This window comes from Candidatus Wallbacteria bacterium, assembly GCA_028687545.1.
In the GTDB taxonomy this organism is placed as follows: domain Bacteria; phylum Muiribacteriota; class JAQTZZ01; order JAQTZZ01; family JAQTZZ01; genus JAQTZZ01.
Map to the genome: position 1 here is coordinate 100,168 of JAQTZZ010000005.1, position 18,357 is coordinate 118,524.

17 protein-coding genes are annotated in these 18,357 nt (G+C 46.9%); 5 read left to right on the top strand and 12 right to left on the bottom strand.

All coding sequences use genetic code 11. From position 1 onward, the window contains the following. Positions 1-217: 217 nt before the first annotated feature. From PHW04_03760 to PHW04_03775, 4 genes are all read right to left on the bottom strand, one after another. Positions 218-586, bottom strand: coding sequence for a hypothetical protein (locus PHW04_03760; GenBank protein MDD2714996.1), 369 nt, complete (start codon positions 584-586; stop codon positions 218-220). Between the two features lie 131 nt (positions 587-717). Next, positions 718-939, bottom strand: a complete 222-nt coding sequence (locus PHW04_03765; protein ID MDD2714997.1) for a type II toxin-antitoxin system HicA family toxin — start codon at positions 937-939, stop codon at positions 718-720. Beyond that, positions 932-1,144, bottom strand: coding sequence for a type II toxin-antitoxin system HicB family antitoxin (locus PHW04_03770; protein MDD2714998.1), 213 nt, complete (start codon positions 1,142-1,144; stop codon positions 932-934). The genes PHW04_03765 and PHW04_03770 overlap by 8 nt, the downstream gene beginning before the upstream one ends. Before the next feature lie 135 nt (positions 1,145-1,279). Continuing rightward, the gene (locus PHW04_03775) at positions 1,280-3,166 is read right to left on the bottom strand and encodes a M48 family metallopeptidase (GenBank protein MDD2714999.1); all 1,887 of its coding nucleotides are present in this window, start codon (positions 3,164-3,166) and stop codon (positions 1,280-1,282) included. A 192-nt stretch (positions 3,167-3,358) separates the two neighbouring features. On the opposite strand from PHW04_03775, the gene PHW04_03780 reads away from it, so the two are divergent. Further along, entirely contained in the window at positions 3,359-4,669 is a 1,311-nt protein-coding gene (locus PHW04_03780; protein MDD2715000.1) for an alkaline phosphatase, read from the top strand. A gap of 17 nt (positions 4,670-4,686) precedes the next feature. Here the strand turns inward: PHW04_03780 and PHW04_03785 are convergent, their stop codons facing one another. Further along, positions 4,687-5,004, bottom strand: a complete 318-nt coding sequence (locus PHW04_03785) for a hypothetical protein (GenBank protein MDD2715001.1) — start codon at positions 5,002-5,004, stop codon at positions 4,687-4,689. 109 nt (positions 5,005-5,113) lie between these two features. Here PHW04_03785 and PHW04_03790 point away from each other — a divergent pair, with 109 nt between their 5' ends. Further along, positions 5,114-5,728 (top strand): TlpA disulfide reductase family protein, encoded by a 615-nt coding sequence (locus tag PHW04_03790; GenBank protein MDD2715002.1) that lies wholly within the window; start codon positions 5,114-5,116, stop codon positions 5,726-5,728. Positions 5,729-5,929: 201 nt separating this feature from the next. Here PHW04_03790 and PHW04_03795 read toward each other — a convergent pair whose 3' ends face one another. The 5 genes from PHW04_03795 to PHW04_03815 form a co-directional block, all read right to left on the bottom strand. Continuing rightward, positions 5,930-8,218 carry a glycoside hydrolase gene (locus PHW04_03795; GenBank protein ID MDD2715003.1) on the bottom strand — a complete coding sequence of 763 codons (2,289 nt, stop codon included), beginning with the start codon at positions 8,216-8,218 and terminating at the stop codon, positions 5,930-5,932. A 61-nt stretch (positions 8,219-8,279) separates the two neighbouring features. After that, positions 8,280-10,295 (bottom strand): glycoside hydrolase, encoded by a 2,016-nt coding sequence (locus tag PHW04_03800; protein ID MDD2715004.1) that lies wholly within the window; start codon positions 10,293-10,295, stop codon positions 8,280-8,282. Positions 10,296-10,408: 113 nt separating this feature from the next. Then, complete coding sequence (locus PHW04_03805) at positions 10,409-11,827, bottom strand: clostripain-related cysteine peptidase (protein ID MDD2715005.1); 1,419 nt, start codon at positions 11,825-11,827, stop codon at positions 10,409-10,411. A 322-nt stretch (positions 11,828-12,149) separates the two neighbouring features. After that, a complete protein-coding gene (locus PHW04_03810; GenBank protein MDD2715006.1) occupies positions 12,150-12,323 on the bottom strand; it encodes a hypothetical protein in 174 nt (57 codons plus the stop codon). Then, positions 12,301-13,812: a S41 family peptidase gene (locus PHW04_03815; GenBank protein ID MDD2715007.1), complete on the bottom strand. Its 1,512-nt coding sequence runs from the start codon at positions 13,810-13,812 to the stop codon at positions 12,301-12,303. The genes PHW04_03810 and PHW04_03815 overlap by 23 nt, the downstream gene beginning before the upstream one ends. Positions 13,813-14,021: 209 nt before the next feature. Between PHW04_03815 and PHW04_03820 the strand changes: the two genes are divergently transcribed. From PHW04_03820 to PHW04_03830, 3 genes are all read left to right on the top strand, one after another. After that, positions 14,022-14,807 carry a hypothetical protein gene (locus PHW04_03820; GenBank protein ID MDD2715008.1) on the top strand — a complete coding sequence of 262 codons (786 nt, stop codon included), beginning with the start codon at positions 14,022-14,024 and terminating at the stop codon, positions 14,805-14,807. 120 nt (positions 14,808-14,927) lie between these two features. Next, positions 14,928-15,245: a TfoX/Sxy family protein gene (locus PHW04_03825; protein ID MDD2715009.1), complete on the top strand. Its 318-nt coding sequence runs from the start codon at positions 14,928-14,930 to the stop codon at positions 15,243-15,245. A 10-nt stretch (positions 15,246-15,255) separates the two neighbouring features. Further along, positions 15,256-15,972: a 5'-methylthioadenosine/S-adenosylhomocysteine nucleosidase gene (locus tag PHW04_03830; protein MDD2715010.1), complete on the top strand. Its 717-nt coding sequence runs from the start codon at positions 15,256-15,258 to the stop codon at positions 15,970-15,972. A gap of 51 nt (positions 15,973-16,023) precedes the next feature. On the opposite strand, the gene PHW04_03835 is transcribed toward PHW04_03830, so the two are convergent. Then, a complete protein-coding gene (locus PHW04_03835; protein MDD2715011.1) occupies positions 16,024-17,229 on the bottom strand; it encodes an MFS transporter in 1,206 nt (401 codons plus the stop codon). A gap of 25 nt (positions 17,230-17,254) precedes the next feature. Further along, positions 17,255-18,214 (bottom strand): hypothetical protein, encoded by a 960-nt coding sequence (locus PHW04_03840; GenBank protein MDD2715012.1) that lies wholly within the window; start codon positions 18,212-18,214, stop codon positions 17,255-17,257. Positions 18,215-18,357: the final 143 nt, after the last annotated feature.

Consider the following 18,357-nt stretch of genomic DNA (forward strand, 5'->3'; position numbering starts at 1 on the left):
AAAAGTTCAGAAAAAGAGAATATGTAATGAATAAAAGAAGATGAAAGCCTCTTCTGAAATAGTTGGTTTGCATTTTATCAGTTGGCCTAAGCAGAAAATCTCCACACAGGTCCCTGCCTCTTTTTTGTACATTCATAATACAGGATAAAATAGCTGAAGAGAAAAATCAGTCTCAGAAATAGAGATTTTATGGTTTCTCTCCAATTCTTTATATCCTTCAGCGACTTTTTATTAAAATTCCACCTCCTGAAAGCAGCATGAAATTGACGAGTAAATAGAAAAGAGAAACAAAAATAGCAAAAAAAGTTATTGTAATTGACGCCTTACTTAAACCTATTTTTTTGTTCCTGAATAAAATGAAAATAATGTTTGCAAGGCATAAAATTGTGACGAACATTTTTAAAGCAATGTGAATCCTGCGCAAATCATAATGACCGTAGTAACACAGTACTGCAATTTGAAAAAAACTTGGAATAACCGAATACCATAGAAACAAAACAATCAAATTTATAATTACGGAAAAATAGTCGCCTGCCATATTCTTATCAATAATGGGCCGGTCAATCCCTGCGATATTAGCACCCAAACGGCCTCCACAATTTACCAAACAATTTAATCTGGTAAGATCTCAATTTGATCTTTATTGTAACTCACCAAAATAATTGTATTTTAGTCAAAAGTATAGCCCCGGTTCAAATCCCAAATCCATACTGATTCTTATTTTTTGAGAAGCATCTTGAACTGTTCGAGTTTCAAGCCGGACTGGCGTAGAATGCTGTGAAAAGTTCCTGTAGGAATTTCTTTTTTATTCATGGGCAGGATGACGCTCCGACCATCGTTGTTTTTGAATTTTCCGTGTGAGCCTTCCTGAGCTGAAAACAAATAGCCGAGTTTACTGAGGACAGTCTCGATTTCCCGGGATGAATACAGTTTAGGCATTCACAAAGCCTTTTCCGACAACTATGTTCTTCACTTCCACCATTTCTGGAGTAACGTCTTCACCGTCGAAATAAAGCTGCACTGCTTCCTTGAGGTTTTTTACAGCCTCTTCGAATGTCTCGCCGAAAGAAGAAACGTCTATGTTGAGGCATTGGGAAACATAATACTTATCCTCCTGCCAGATGACATAACTGAATTCTTTCAAAATGCCTCCCTGCTCGGTAATTGTGGCTTTGTAAAATTATACCATTATTAATAATATTTGTATGCTCAAAGAAACAAAGTGTCAAGTTTTCGTGGGCAAGATCAAAACATCATCAGCACAGGTAAAGCTCTCAACTTACTTGGGTCTTTCGAAAATCAGGGAATTTTCAGTTTTCGTTATCCTGTCAAGGAAGGGGTGTTTTGCTCCGTCAGGTGCAACCAGCATGAAGACTCTGTTGTCATAAGGGAAAAAGAGGCATTCCGAAATTCCACTGATAAGTCCTTCGTCTTTTTCGTCTGATTCGAGTCGGAACAGGCGTCTTTCAGGAACCAGGGCTATCAGATAAAGCGGGCTGTCCGGAAAATACTTGGGCACTTTTCTGACCAGGTAAACCGAGATGATCTCCGGGAAATTAATGGAAATCTGGCCGGCTATCTCTTCAATCAGATTCTGGTTCAGAGCATGGGGCAGAAACTGTTCCTCCGGCTGCCAGGAGTTTCTTTCATGTTTTGCTTTATTAAGAGACTCTTCATTGTCCTGCAGGAACTTATAAAATTCATTGGCTTCTTCAGGCTTGCCCTGGTTTTGAAGATCGTGATAAACAGCCCAGAAATTGTTGAACAGACTGATATCCCTGAAAAGGGCTTTTTTCACAACTTCCAGTCCCTGAGAATCTCCTTTTTCGAGCAGCACCCGGCCGAGCTGAAACTGGATAAAAGTACGGTCAGGGTTTTTAGTTAAAAAGTCTCTCAATCTGCGCTCAGCCGCTTCCAGGCCTTCAAATTCCCTGCTGTACAATACCTGGTACAATTCTTCAGATGCGCTGAGCTCTGCAGCCGGTTTTGCTAGAAGTTCCTTGAATCTCACTCTGTGTTCTTCGAATTTCCGGATCTTCTGTTCCAGTGCAGCTCCATTTTCAGCATTCCAGGCATAATTACAGGCTGAGATAAAATCACTGAAACGGGACTGAAAGTATTCCTGGGCAGCGCTTTGAGAAATTATTTTAGGAAGTTCGATTTTAGCTGAGATTTCTTTGATCCTGTCCTGCAATGGAGGATGCTCTTCAATTAGATGATCTTCACTTTTAAGCAGGAGTTCAAGATACTTAGTCTGCCGCTCAGGATTGGAAAACCTGCCAATGCTCTCCTGAAACATCAGATAATATTCAGGAAGTGTTTTCTGCTGCATGACTTTCTTCCAGAGGGAACTGTAGAAATCTTCGTTGATAAATTGCGGCAGCAGCGAAATCCTGACTAGAGCATGGGCATTGACTTCAGATCCGGCAATCTCAGCTGCCAGCTGATCAGCTTTGATTTCGAATTTTCTGGCCAGAACGAAAGAGTAGAGACTGAATCTAGGCAGGTACCAGTTCATGAACTTTCCGATCAGCAGATTCATCATCCAGTCCGATTGCTCGAGCGAAGATGCTAGGCATTCCCAGGTGTGGTGAATCCTGTAGATCCAGATCTGTGTACGGCCATGTTTTTCTGAAATATGGCCAAGTTCATGGGCCAGAATAGCCCGGAACTCATCATGTGGAAAGCACAGCAGAAGAGGGATTCCGATGTAAAGAGTATTTATGTACATGCCGAAAAAGCCCAGGATAGGTCGCTGGATAATGCAGGCGTTCAGTTCGTGGGTAAACAGGATCCTATGGATTTCCTTGCAACAGAGTTTCCCGGAAATCTCATCGATTTCCCGGGAAAAAAGCTTGTATAATTCAGGATCAAGTTCAAATCCGGGCAGATCGCTGAAACTTACCCAGAGGGATTTCAGCATGTAATAAATCATGATCAGGAGCGGGATGGAGATTTTAAAGAAAACGGCTTTGAGTTTATAAGTTAAGAGAGCGTAAAGCAGGAATGCAGACAATGATGCTGCGGTCAGCAGGAGCAGAAAAAAATAAAGATAACCTGCAATTGAGAACCACAGTACTTTTCTTCTGAAATCTCTGGGATTCTGATCGTAACTGATCAGCAACTCCCTGATCTTGATTTCTCTTTCTTTCAGATTAAACTGCATGTGTAAAATACCAGGTCGAAATTTACGCAATATTTCACATAACTTTGTCTTAAGAATAACAATTTTCATCTGCTGCGTCAAAATGAATTTGTCAATCTGACTGCATGCGTATTTTCTGCCTGTGAATCCTTGATTTAACCAGCTTTTTAGTTTATGCTATCCTCCATTTCAATAACAAATGGAGGAAGCCTGATGTCTCAGAAAACCTTGAGAATTTTGCTCGTAGCTTTGCTGTTCTCTTTCCAGGCCTTTTCGGCTGAGCATGTCAAAAACGTGATCCTGATGATCGGTGATGGAATGGGATTAGCCCAGATTTCCCTAGCGCATTATGTAAAGGGACAAAAACTGAACATGGAATCAGTCAGCGATACCGGACTCGCCACCAACTACTGCCTGGACTCATTCGTTACAGACTCGGCTGCTGCAGGGACCGCACTTGCCACAGGCGAAAAAACCAATTCAGGCATGATTTCCACCAGACCTGACCGCACCAGAATCACCACGATCCTGGAGCGTTTCATGGAAAAGGGAGCTAAGACAGGCCTGGTCACAACCACCAATATCACTGATGCCACGCCTGCCTCGTTCGCATCCCATGTGCCGAACAGGAGCAGTGAAGAAGCAATCGCCTTGCAGCTTGTGAATTCAGGAGTGGATGTGCTGATGGGCGGAGGCTCTGACTTTTTCCTGCCTGTTTCCAAAAAGGGGAGACGTAAAGACGGACTGGAACTTTTCCAGCTCGCTGCCCAGAAAGGTTATTCCGTAGTCCGGACTCCTGCTGAAATGAATATCGCATCAGGCAGGATGCTTGGTATTTTTGGATCTTCACAGCTTGATTTTGAACTGAACAGACAGGACCAGCCAAACCTTGCCGCCATGACCGGAAAAGCGCTGAACCTGTTATCCGGCTCAGACAAAGGCTTTTTCCTGATGGTGGAAGGCGGCAGGATCGACCATGCAGCGCACGACAATGACCCTGTCGGTGCTGTCTCAGAGCTTCTGATGTTCGACAGGGCCGTCGGAATCGCCCTTGATTTCGCGAGGATCAACGGAGACACGCTGGTACTGATCACTGCAGACCATGAGACAGGCGGTCTGGTGCTCAGCAACGGAGACTATAAAATTGTTCCTGAAGTCCTGAAAAAGCCTATCCGCACTGCCGAATTCCTGGAAAACGCGCTGGCACCTGATTGCAGAAATGCCGGGAAAGTGTTCAGAACCTATGCCGGAATCGATCTCACAGGCGCGGAGATAGCACTGCTGAAAAACTGCAGTCAGAAAAAGAATGATCCGAGCCTGCTCAAGAAAAAGGGTGATCCCGGCCGGATCGCGTTTGTGACAAAGATCCTGAATGAAAGAGCGAAGCTCGGTTGGGTCACATACTCTCATTCAGCGTGCATGGTGGCTGTGATGGCAGACGGACCATGCTCGGAAATGTTCACAGGATATATGGATAATACTGATATCCCGAAGCGGATCGCCAAAGCTGCAGCATTGAAATAGGGGATTGCTCCAGGGAATCATTTCGTCCCTTCGTCCACGTCCATTTTTGTTCCGCAGCGCGGGCAGAGCCGCAGCTCAGGATCCCATTTTTCATAATCTCTGGATTTGCATCTTGGGCAGCAGTGAGAATTTTTGAGAAACGTCGCCAGCGGTTCTTCGATAGTTTCTCCAGGTTCAAGCTGCTCCGGGTTGCAGCTTACAAGGACGTCCACGATATTCCGGCAGTTGCGGCAGACCGACAGCTGAGTCACTGCGAAGAATCCGCTTTCAGCGTCAGGAATCGCGAGAGCTTTGTATCTGCATTTCCGACATTTGTATTCATGAAGACTGGACATGAGAGGATGATACATCAATCCTTAAAAAAGTAAAAAAATAAAATACGATTTTGCAAACTGACTGCTTTAGGCATAAAATTTTTTCGATTTCAAGTTGGAGGAATTCAAAATGAATTCAGTAAAGTCTGGATTGATGATCCTGTTTCTGGCAACTTCACTGCTCCATGCAGCCCCTGGAACCGGCGAAGTATCAAACGCCACAATGGAAACAATGGTCGGCCAGTATCCGCCGGTGATAGCTGTCACAACCCTGGACAGCAGGGAAGTGAATATCGCGGATACAATAGGGAAGAAGATGATTGTCCTGAATTTTTTCGCTTCCTGGTGCCCGCCCTGTAAGAGAGAACTTCCTGAATTCCAGAAATTCTACCAGGAACATTCCAGCGAAGTGCTGATGCTGGGTCTGAGCCTTGATTACCCGAAGGACATGACTACACTGGAAACTGTGATCCGGGAGAACGGGATCACCTATCCGGTCGCCCTCAACAAGGACAAGGAACTGCCCAAAAAATTCGGCTTCAAAGCTATACCATTTACTGCGGTGATCGGAGCAGATGGAAAAATCCTGGATTGCCAGACCAAAGCGATTGCCAATCCATATGAGTACTTTACCCAGAGTCTGCAGAAAGTCGCTGAACAGCTCAAAGCCGGTGTGGCGATCACAAAAGAGCAGTTCGTGAAGCAGTGCCAGCAAGACTGCACAGGCTGCGGCGGCTGTAAGTAAGTCTGAAAGGCAACTTCTTTTCAACAGCGGTCGACCTGGTTTGATTTAAATTGTTTTTCAGCAAAGACTGGACTGGCAGCAATCATCCCAGTCTCGCTCCGCAGGCCCCGCAGAGAGGGGACCCCACCTGCTGCGCGGTTATTGAATTTTGGAATTTAAACCAATGCTCCCGCTGCTGAAAAGGAGTTGCCTTTCAGTTAGCTACTTTATCCCGTGTTCAGCCGGTGTGAATATCCCTGTGCCTGCGATCGGATTGACAGCCAGTATGCTTTTAGCTGGAATAGAGGTTGAACCGTAAGCATAAGTATCGTCGCTGAAATTGGCGATCAGCTCGAGCTGGCCGTCGAACACTGTTTTCTGCACCAGCCTGTCAGAAGTCAGCCACTGAAAATCTGTCATCTCCGAGAATCCGAAGCGCCGGTGCAGGGGAGAGAAAAATTTATACTGGCTGATGATATATTCCTTCCAGCTCTCAAATGAGGCTGGATTGAGATGGTACAGCGGCGGGCAGAGATAAAGGAGCTCTGTCAGGGAATTCAGGCCGGCTGCATTGCTGAACTTGAGGCTTCCGCTTCCCCAGTGATTCATGCTTACGAAGCAGTCGTGGAAGACGATCTCATTGAGAGGCAGGCGGAAAGCCGGATCATAGTGAAATTCAAGATAATCATCTTTCAATGGCACATTGAGCAGCATAATATCCGGACCATAAGCCGGATAATATTTTCCTGCGAAATATCTTGAATCCTTGTTTTTCATCTCAGCATCACCCCAACCGATGGAAGGAGTCAGCATGCCTTCCACAAAATGCACTGCAGGCGCGAAGTATGAACAGCCTCCTTCAGACCCTAACACAACGTTGAATTTGTCGCTGATCCAGCACATCCGGCGGAGTCTCTCAGCTGCGTCATCCATCTGCGTATCTGAATGAAGCGGGGCATAATCATCATAGAGCTGGCCGTACGCGTCGCAGTCCATGAAATAAAGATTAAAAGGAGTGCTTTGCATAATGGAACTGACCCGTTTCTCAAGATATGGACGGGCAGCTTTAGAATTCAGGATATACCCTTTTTTCTGAAATCCCGGCGCTTTTTTTCCGTCTTCTCTGACAACCGGTCCTTTTTCATAGAGTTCCCGGTCGAACTGGGCAGTGGGCCAGGTGCTGTCTGTGCCTGAGAGAGCAGGGTCATGGATACTGTTGTAGGAGTCATAGGTTCCATAGAGATATCCCATCCCGACTGCCTGTTTAACGACTTCAGGCCTCTTATCCACCATTTCCCAGCCAGGCACGCAGATCCTGGCTTTGTCGATGCCTGCGTCTGACAGCATTTTCACCATCCTGCCTGATGTGCCATAACCCCAGTCGGTCAAGTTTCTGAAACAGCCTGGAAATGCCGTGCAGAGGAGCATGGAGTTCAGGCGGAGCAGCTCGAACTGATTCAGCTCACTTTTCCTGATCAGAGCCCATTCTTCCTCGGTCAGTGCAAGGTCTGCAAAGGACCGGGCATCGTAAAAATCCGGCCGCCTGAGCAGTGAGGAAATATCCTCAGCCAGCATGGATTTCATCACTTCGCCTGGTCTTTTGCCTTCTGTGATCCATTTAAGGCAGTCACGCGAATTCCCGCTCAGCAGTTTGTAAAGTTTATAGCCAGGAGTGTTTTCATGATTGGACTGGGTAATGATTGCACTGGCAAAATCCTGCCATTTACCAGGGAGATCGTCGAAGGAGAGCAGTTCAGTTCCCCAGACATAGGCATGGATCGCACCCATCAGGCGTTCCACAGCATGGGTTCTGATCAGTTTTTTTGACAGCGGGAAAAAATCCCGGTTGCCTATCAGAAGGTTCCGATAACGATATGCCGGAAAAACCGGATTTCCTGGACTTAGTGAGATCAGGATTTTCTGGTGGCTGTCATTCCTGGCTGGATTGAAATTATGGCCTGTTGAAAGAGAGCTGGATGAACCGAAACTGAAGGCCAGCCGGTTGTGAAAACGATTTTCAAAAATGAAGGTCAGGGTAAATTTAGGATTGTACAATCCGAAAAAAGGCATGGTCAGGCCATCCAGCATGTTCCACTCCTCATCAGACAGCCATTTCTGCCAGCGCTGATCAGAGAGCGGAATGAATTTGCCTTCCCAGTTCGGCCAGATCAGAGCCTGGAAAGCCTGAGGCAGCGGGATCAATGGGAAATCCAGTACCGATTTTTCGGATGCTGAAAAATCTATGGATAAGTCCGGCCCTGACAGGCTGAGTTCGATTTTCATCCCTTTTTTATAAATTATCAAAACATGTCCGGCTGATCGATCAAGAATCTCAGAAATTTCCTGCTCCGGTTGAGCCGAAGACAGCATGATTCCGCTTCCTGCCGTGGTTTTCAGTTGAAGGGTGGTTGGATCGAAGTTTATCTCCCAGGAATCACTCTTTAAGCTGATTTCTTCTCCGGCTGCACTGGAAATCAGAATTGACAGGAATAAGAAAAGCAGGAATTTCATGGGTAAATTATATTGCATCAGACATTACTTATGCAATTCGAAGGAATTCGATGATACGGGATCAGGGGTATGAATTTTCAGCCCGATTCCGCGATTCAAAAGTGAAGAGGGTTTCGCCGGCCGGCTGGATTGCCAGTATGCTTCTGCCTGGAATTACACTGGCGAGGTAAACATAGGGGGTTGTTCTGAAGTTTGCGATCAATTCCAGTTGACCGCCGAATCCGGTTTTCTGCACCATTCTGTCAGGTGTGAGCCAGCTGAAGTCTGTCATGGCTGAAAAGCCCCATTTTTTATGCAGAGGGGAGAAAAATTCATACTGCCTGACTATGGACTCCTGTCGATTTTCGAATTCCAGCGGATCCAGACGATACAGCGGAGGGCAGAGATAGAGAAGGCTGGTCAGAGTGAGAAAACTCTCGGCTTTGTCTGAACCCGACCATTCGCGGTGAGTGAGGCTCTCAAAGCAGTCGTGAAAAACGATTTCATTGAGCGGCAGGCGGAATCGCGGGTCGCAATCAAAGTACAGGGAATCGTCGATTGAAGAGAGGGTATTATGCATGCCTTCCATAAAATGCACTGCAGGAGCGAAGTATGAGCAGCCTCCGTCTGAGCCGAGTACTGCCTTGTATTTATCACGGATCAGGCAGAGGCGTGAGAGTTTCTCCCTTGCGTCGTCCATCTGGGTGGCAGGATGGGCAGGGGAAAAATCGTCATAAACCTGACCTGTGGCGGCATTTCCCAGAAAATAATGATTGAAGGGGATGTTTTCAGAAATGTTGTCTGCACAGTATTCACCAAAGAGATAACCGATTTGCACTGATTGTTTGACGACTTCCGGCCTGACTGCGACCAATTCCCGGCTGGACACGCGGAGAACAGCCCGGTCGATTCCTGCATTCTGAAGCATGTTCAGCATGCGGCTGGAAGTTCCAAAACCCCAGTCGCTGACCTCTCTGAGACAATCCGGAAATGCCGAATAAAGAAGCAATGAATTCATCCTGAAGATTTCCGGCTCGCTCAGATTTCTTTTTGACAGCAGGACTCTGGTTTCTATAGACAAAGCTGTTTCAGCGAATGAGCGTTGATCATAAAAATCATCTTTCCTAAGAAGATTGGATAGAGATTCACTGAGAATGACTTTCATCTCCCTGGAAGGACGTTCTCCAAGTGCGATCCTTTTAAGGTAGGAAGGCACAGGATCTTCCAGAAATGAAGAGATCAGTTTACCCGGATTCGGGTCTCGAATTTTAGACTGGGACAGGAGCTCTATGGCAAATTTCCGCCATTTTCCTGGTAACACATCATCATAGGAGAGGAGTTCTGTCCCTGACAGCCAGGCATGGAGAGCACCTTTGAGCCGTCCGACTGACGGGATTTTAACCTGCTTTTCTGACAGGGTGGCCAGTTCTTCACGGCTGAGCATTTTACGGTATTTCAAGGCAGGAAGAATCGGATTTCCTGGTCCGGGAGAAATCAAGATCGTCTGAAAGGCATCTCCCTGTCCAGGCTGGAAATCATGGGTGAAGGAGATGTTTTCCTGAGGCCCGAAATTGAAGCAGAGCCTGTTATGAAAGCGATTTGAGATGAAATAAGTCAAAGTCAGGTCCTGTTTATACAAACTCCAGAATGGCATGGTCAAACCGTCCATGGTGTTCCATTTTCTGGCAGACAGCCATTTCTGCCACTGCCTGTCCTCCAGAGGGATGAATTTTCCTTCCAGGTTGGGCCAGATCAGGGCCTGGAAATTCTGGGGCAGAGGAATCAGAGGGAAGGTCAAGCTATTTTTTTTTGCGGCTGTGATTTCGATGGACAGGTCTGAATCCAGAATTGTGAGTGCGATTTTCAGGCCGTTTTTATAAGTGACAGAAACATGGTTGGGCGACTTATCGCTGATAGCAGATATTTCCAGAGTGCTCTGTGGAGCTGAATAGATTATTTTATAAATTCCTTCCCCAGTGGTGATTGCAAGTGTGGCTGGATCGAAATTGATTTTCAGCCTCTGATTCTGAAGAATCACTCTTTCACCTGCGATAGCGAAAGCTGCCAGCAGCAGAAAAGTACAGAATGCAGTTTTCATGAAAAAAGCATACAAGAACTGCATTCGTAAGTCCATTTGATTGCGGTTCTGAAGTGATACCAAAATAAAAAAAGGCTCCTGAGGGAGCCCTTTAAATTATTAAAGACAGGATTTCAGTTCAATCCGTAATACTTATGCAGGAAGATATCCCAGCCTGTTGCCTGGCAGAAATCGATCTGCTGGTATTTTGGTTCAAGCAGCTTTGAATAGAGTTTCACCATTTTCTCCTTAGGAGGCAGCAGGAAGAAGTCTACCGCATAGGAACCCTTGTCAGTGCAAGGATTGGCTTTGGCTATGGTGGCGGTATTGAGCGCTTCGATCACTGAGGCTGCTGCTTCCTTCACCTGAGCCGTCAGCTGCCTTCCTTCGTCATTCTGCAGGAGCACTTCCATGGTTTTCGTCAGATTAGTAAGGAATGAGCCAAGGTCTACATATTCGTAATCATCGGGTTTGGTTTCATAGATGCCTTCGAAGATTCCTCCGAATTTGGGGCTCATGGTTCTGGCGCTGGTCACTGCAGCGATCACTCCGCTCTTGTTTGCAGAATCAAGGCCTGCTGTGAGCAGCTCGGATATCTTCTTCATGCCAGGCACTAACTTGGGGATTTCATTCAGATCGAGGCATGACATCTGGAAATCGAATTTGGCTATCTCAGTGACTTTCTGGTTGGTCTTGCGGACGCTGTCATACATGGCTTTTGCCACATTAAGAGGCGAGGATGCCGGAGCAGAGCTGAGCAGGTCGAGTACAGCAGGGTCGAAATGAGTCTGCAGCCCGAACAGGCTTGAGATGATGCCCTGAGCTACGCCCACTTGCGAAGTTTCGCTGGCTACCATGTAGTTGAAGAATCTTGAAAACTGCAGGGAAGTTTCTGCCTGATCCATCAGGCAGGAACGGAAGGCCAGTATGTCGAGCTTTCCGCCGTTGAGCACCTGCTCCAGCACTGAAGTGGATTCAAGCAGAGTGATGCAGTCTTTGGAATTCAGGTCATAGCCGAAGGATTTCTGATCCGGAAGTATGGAACCAGGGCCGCTGCCGGAGATCCAGCCTGTGCCGTGGCCGTTGATATAGAGCATCCTGTGTTTGGCTGGGTATGACATGGCCCATTCCAGGAAATTTTTAAAATTACTCGGATCACCTGTATTGAGATTGGCCATTTTAGCCCTGACGTTGAGGCTGTCTTTGGTGATGTAATATCGTCTGGATTCCTTCTTTTTTTCAGACATGAAGTCGATCTGGGCTATGATATGAACCTGGCCGCCGCAATTGCCGTAAGCGGCGATGTCCATGATCTCAGTAAGCAGGGCTGATTCGAGCTGCTTTTCGATGTCCAGGCAGCCGTAAACCATGATGGCCCAGTTTTTCTCGGTCTTCTCAGAGGCAGCGACTGGGCTTTCCTTTTCCAGCTTGGCGAATTTGTTGTCAACAGACCATGGATTCAGATCGTCCAGAATCCCCTTCTGAGCCTGCGCTGATACTTCGAAGTTCAAAACAACTGTCAGCATGAAAATCGCGATTAAAACTTTTTTCAACAAAACCCCCCAGGTTCCTTTTTTTCTTCAGTCAATCATATCCGGATTTTCCTGCTTGGCAAGTGAAAAAGAGTGAAAAAAATGAATTTGAGATTAATTTACAGGCTTCAAGGAAATGCCGATGTCATTGGCTTTGTTGTAAATCGCGTCTTCTGTTTTGCCGAGCTTCAATCCCATGACATTAATAGGAGTATTCATTTTGATAAGATCTCTCAGGAGGACAATATCTTCCTTGGTCCAGGAATTACCTGAATTTTGATCAGATGTATACATTGAATCGCCTTTTTCTTTTTATTAATTTTAACAGGAAAAGTCGGCGTTGTCAATTCCTGTTCAGCTGGCGCGGATCAGATAAAAGGCTGGAAAATTCCGGGATCGTAGGCTGGGTCCACTCGAACATCAGATTGATTTTTTCCGATTTTCCAGTCCTGTATGCTTCCGTGTCTTCCCCAAGCAGCTCGTACATTCTCACCTTAACGGCAGCTTCGATCGGCATCTTCCCATCTCTCGAAATCAATCCCTTCAACTGCTGCCGGGATCTCCAGCCTAAACTGATATGATTCCGGATGTTTCAGCCAGGCTGCGGCCTCTTTTACCGGTTCACTGGAATCAAGCCAGTAATCGGGCAGATATCCCACGCCTTCTTCCAATCCCGGTGTCAGGAGAATTTTAGAGGGGATCAGGAATCTGATCCTGGAATTCGGCAATTCATATTCTCTGACCTCGCCAAAGGTGGCTACACCTCCGGAGTTTTCGCCCACGATTACGGCATTTGGGATCGACTCGGAATATAACAGAGTATCTTCGCTTGCCGATGCGCTCCTGCGGTTGGACAGAAACAATGCTTTGCCCTGATAATTTCCGGTCTGTTGTCCGCTGTCGTCTTCCACCTCCCATTGCACAACCGGCTTTTTTTTCAGTGTTTCCACTTCTTTTCTGGCATTTAAGATTATTTCCTGAATATAATCGGGAGAATTTTCGAGGTCCAGATTCGCCCAGGATTGCATCACAGGAGGAGAAGACAGGGCGGCATAGTATAAGCGCAAATGAGCGCATCCGTTCAGATTTGTCACGAATTCTTCCGAATAGGTATCAGAACCGCCCTGGTTCGAAAGCAGATTGACCACAAAGCAGGATTTGTCCTTGAGAATCTTTCCGTATTCCGCATATTCAGTAAGCTTTTGGTCATATCCGAAGTCGAAAGTGGACACTCTCACTACCGGAACTCCTTCGCGCTCTGAAACCGCGAAAACTTCGCCCCCATTATCCGATTCATTGATTCTGCAGTCATGCAGGAACAGTTTCCGATTTCCGGAAGAGAACCCTATGGTGATGGAATCAATCTTCTCATAAGACAAAGTTCCAATCAGGAATTGCTCCCTGCTGGAAGCAGCGAGAGTCTGGAATAAAAATTTCCCGCGCTGAGCGTCAGTGACAAGATCTCCGGCAATCACTCCGGAAACCCCGGATTGAATCACCACATAATCGTTCCCCTTCTTTTCCACCAGAAGATCCGAAAAACAGGCGTTCTTATGTCTGTAAAAAGTGTGCATTTTGTTTCCGCAGAACGCAAAATGCCCGTCGATTATCCCGGAAAACCCGTCTGCCAAGATTTTTTCTATTTCCGCTACTGAGACCCGGTCCACACTTCCGATATAATCTGAGATGTTTTTATAAACCTCCGGGAAATTCACCCCGTGGTTTTCCCAGTAAAACCGGCCGCTGTAAGCGTCATCAAAAAGACAGTTGATCATCTCCAGATCCTGGAGTGCTTGCTCCCGGCTGAGATAGTCCGGACAATTCTCTGTGGTCAGCTTGGGGATCGAGAGGAAAATCGTGGGTCTGTACACCAGATCCACATATCCGGTAAGAGCCCCAGGTATCTTGACAGAAGAAAATTTATCGATCGTCTCTGCCTGGACAGGATGGAACACGGCCTGCAATGCCAATACACCTGCCAGCAGCAGAGTGGTTGTCCTGATCATGTTTCCTCCCCAGTGTTCTAAACTAATAATAACAGATTGCTGTAAACCACTCATGATGATCATGTAAAAAGATTGTAAAATCTCAGTATCCAGCTTTCCCTTATTTCTTTTATCTTCTGGTTGGTATCAGTACCTCTGGATTTTGACAGAAATCCTCCTAATCTCTATGCTTAATGCAATACATAGTTGATAAAAGAGTATGCTGTAAAATGAAAAAACTGATGCCTGTGATCTGCATCGCGCTCTGGGCCTATCTGCTCACCTGGGTTCTGCATGAAGGCTTCGCCCATGGCGGGACAGCCCTGATGCTGGGAGCGAAATCCATTTTTCTTTCTACCACTTATTGTAATTATGAGAATACGGACTTGAACGAATTCAGGAATCGGTTCGTGGCATTAGCCGGTCCGCTCATCTCGATCGGCACAGGCCTGATTTTCATCATTGTTTTCAGGAAATTTAATATTCCCGACCCAAACACCAGATTTTTCATCTGGCTGTGCGGCTATCTCGGAGTAACAACCGGCTCAGGCTATATGCTGGCTCTTTCGTTCGCTAATTTCGGCGACATCTCAACATTTGTCAGTGGCTTCAGATTAGAATTGCTCTTGAGATTAGCCTTCACAGTCATCGGTTACTATGTATACTTCCCGGCTTATCGGCAGGCAATGACAGATTTGGACTGCTTTCTCGGTTCAGATCCTGAGCGCTCCATCCTGGCGAAAAGATTGCTTCTGACATCATACATTGCAGGTGCAGCAGGGATCTGCCTGTCTTCTCTGCTCTCACCAGAAGGAGTCAATGTTCTGCTGGCATCTGCGATACCCTCAGCACTTGGTGGGGGGATCTGGCTGGCGATGGGAGCCCGGTATGCCCATAAATTCAAAGCCCAGAGCCGGACTCCCCGGTATCTGATACACGACAGATTTCCGCTTTACACAGCCCTCAGCCTGGTCCTGATCCTGTATGTTTATATTGGCAGAGGAATCACGATTTAGCGGATGTTTAAAGCAGCACAGGAATCGAGTCAAATTCTAAGCAGTATAAATGACAGAACTTGATGCATCCTGTATTCTGATAATCATCTGAAACTTTTCCAGCGTGGGAGAGGAGAGAAAATGGCGTCAGAAAAAGATTTTGTCGAATTCATTGTTGAGCAAATGGAAGGCGCGGGAGCAGTCTCCTGTAAAAAGATGTTCGGGGAATACGGGATTTACTGCTCCGGCAAAATGGTAGCCCTGGTCTGCGATGATCGTCTGTTTGTCAAGCCGACCAAAAGCGGAAGGGATTTTATCGGCGATCTGACCGAGGTTCCTCCATACCCAGGTGCAAAACCCTGTTTTCTGATCGAAGACAGATTTGAAGACAGGGAATGGATCAGCGAGCTGATCAGGATTACTGCCCTGGAACTCCCGGAACCGGCGAGGAAAAAGTAAGAGGTTGATTATGCAGACTCCGGTTAATGCCGTGATTGTTTCCGCAGATACGGAATGGAAGATGCTCCGCTCGCTGCTGCCGGACTTCCCGCTCAAGGAATCCCCTTTCGGCGCATGGTTCGTGATGGATCTAAATGTCACAGCCAGGGAACCAGGCGGTGAAGTCAGGATCGTGCCTGTCATTTTTTTCCAGGGCGGCTGGGGCAAGATCTCTGCCGCTGCCTCGACCCAGTATCTGATCGACCGCTGGAAGCCTGATTTTCTGATCGTTCTGGGTACTTGCGGAGGATTTGAAGGAGAGGTGGAAAGGGGTACTCTGATTGTCGCTGAACGCACCATAGTCTATGACATAGTAGAAAGAATGGGAAACCAGGAGCAAGCCATAACCCACTATACGACTGAGATCGATCTTTCAGGCCTGGGTATAGATCTGCCCGACGGAGCGCTCAGCACCCTGCTCGTATCCGCGGACCGCGACCTGGACCCTGCTGAAGTCGGCAGTCTCAAGGAACGCTTTAGGGCAGTGGCAGGCGATTGGGAGTCAGGCGCTATCGCCTGGGTGGCACAACGCAACTCTGTTAAATGCCTGATTGCCAAGGCTGTATCCGACCTGGTGGGAGATTCAGGCGGAGAAGCATACGGAAATCTGCAGACATACGCGGATAACACCAGGAAGCTGATGAGAAAGCTCCTGGCAATTCTACCCGGGCTGATCCGGATTTCCTGATAAACTCGACTTGATAAGGCTGAACGGACTGGTTTCAGGACCAGCTGGAGCTTATTCGAAGCTTCCAGCTGCTGCAGGCGGGTACAGTTTTACTGTGAAGTATTTCTCTGGTATCCGCCTGAAAGCCAGATAAAAAAATAAGAAGACTGCGCTGAATAAAATGCCAAACACATAAAAACTGTCAAAGCCCCAGACATCAAACAGATACCCCAGGACAGGACCTAGAATCGATCTGATGCCGACAGCCAGCAGGCTGCACAGGGAAAGCACTGTGGCCCGCTTGTTTTCAAAGGTATAGGCCAGGATGCGGTCGTTCAGGATGTTCCTGTGCACCCCTCTGTTGAACTGATGGAAAAGGATCAGCAGAAAACTTCCGGCGCAAAGCAGCCAGGGCATCACAAACAGTGGCAGGATCAGGAACACGGGCATTACAAACAACATGCTTTTTCCGAAGAACGAGTTGATTTCCTGGCTGAACTTTGAAGAGAGGGCTGCGCCAAGGTTGTAAATTGTGAAAGCTATGCCGAACCAGGCGATCGTAAGGCCGGTATGCTGCATGTAGGGCTGGTAAAACCAGAGGAAAAGATTGATAAAAGCGCTGATACAGGCTGTGTAAGCTATGTACCATTTCACAAGCCTGTGCTTATTTACAAACTTGTAGGTCTCAGACAGAATCGAAAAATATGACGCTCTCTTTTCTGCGCTCCTGCTCCTGGGTTCATCCATCAGGCTGACAGCCAGGTAGCTGAGCACAAAAAAAATTGCTGTAAGAAGAAAAGTCAGCCGCAGGGAGGTTTCGCCCACTAATCCGCCCATCAGGCTGGCGATGCCCCCGCCGATGATGGAAAGTGCCAGGCTGTTCCCCTGGATCTTTTTGAAGGATTCCTTTTCGCCGATGCATTCCAGAGTGTTATACAGCAGCGCTGAATCAGCGCCGCTGATCAGAGCAGCAGACAGGGCCCAGATCGTTTCAGCGATTACAAAATGCCAGAAGCAGGTGGACTGGTAGTATACCAGGCAGGCGATTATCACCAGGAATGATCCGGCCATCACGCTCTTGCGTTCTCCATATCTGTCCGCCAGAGTCCCGGTGGGAATCTCCAGAATCGCCAGCAGTATGCCGAAGTAAGATTGCAGAATCATGATCATGGTCATGGAAAGTCCTGCATCCTGCCAGAAAAGGACAATCACGGGCGTGAACAGGGCAAACATCCGGAAAAACGAAAACATGTAAAACTTGGAGATGTTGCCTTTCATCAGTTGCTGCAATCCCGGAATGGAGTCAATGTGCCATGGGCCAGAGCTTCCATGAGCTGTCTGTTGCTGTTGTAAGCCTTTTCTTGTCAGTGCCGTCCAGATTGATGGAAAATATCTCATCCTGGAACTGCATTATCGGATGCCATTCGTCTTCAGCGTTGAAGAGCAGGCGGCTGCCGTCCCTGGAAAAAGAAGTTGTGGTCAATCCATGAAGATGGATGACTTCAGAGGTGCTGCCGGTTTTCAAGTCCATGATCATGATCCCATAGTCCTTGTCATCATCGGGTATATAGTATCCATCCTGGTAGTAGGCGATCTTTGTGCCGTCAGGGGAAAAAGACGGTCCATCGAAATAGTCTCCAAGTTTTTTCGGGGAGCTTCCATCAGAATTCATCAGATAAAGGCTTTTGCCATATTGCTTGGAATAGATAACGCAGAGAAGCTTCTTCCCGTCAGGAGATGGGACGGCCTGTCTCTCCTCCAGCTCAGGCCCTGTCATTGTCAGCCTGGCGATTGTGCCGTCCTGCAGGTCAAGAGTGTACAGATCCCAGTTTTCCGATACAAAATGGCTGAAAATCAGCTTTTTCCCGTCAGGTGAATAGCAGGGGGAATACACTGTCTGATCATTGAAAAAAGTCAGTCTCTTGACTTCGCTGCCGTCGATGTTCATCTGGTAGATGTCCCTTTTTTTATCATTGAAGTCCGGCATGTAACCATAGGCAATTTTTGTGCCGTCAGGTGAGATGCAGGGGGAGTCCTCAACTCCTGCAAGATTGTGAAGCCTGGTCTGGCCGCTGCCGTCTTCATTCATTATATAGATGCTGCCATTATCAAAATTCTCTCCAAGTACAGAGTAGACTATTTTTCCCAGACTGTTCCCGCTTTTGCCGTTCGACTCCTGCTGAGCGGCATTTCCTGAAAAACGGCAAAGATACAGCAGGAAAAAAATCGCCATCAATGAATAAAACGGTTTTCTATTTTTCATATTTCCTCCACCATGTTCTAGATTAATGATAACAAATCCTTGTCAAAGACTCATGATGAAATTGTAAAATAATTGTAAAATCTGAAATGACATTACGGTCTCTATGAATTTACATGAAATTTACTTTTTTTTCACCGGATTTT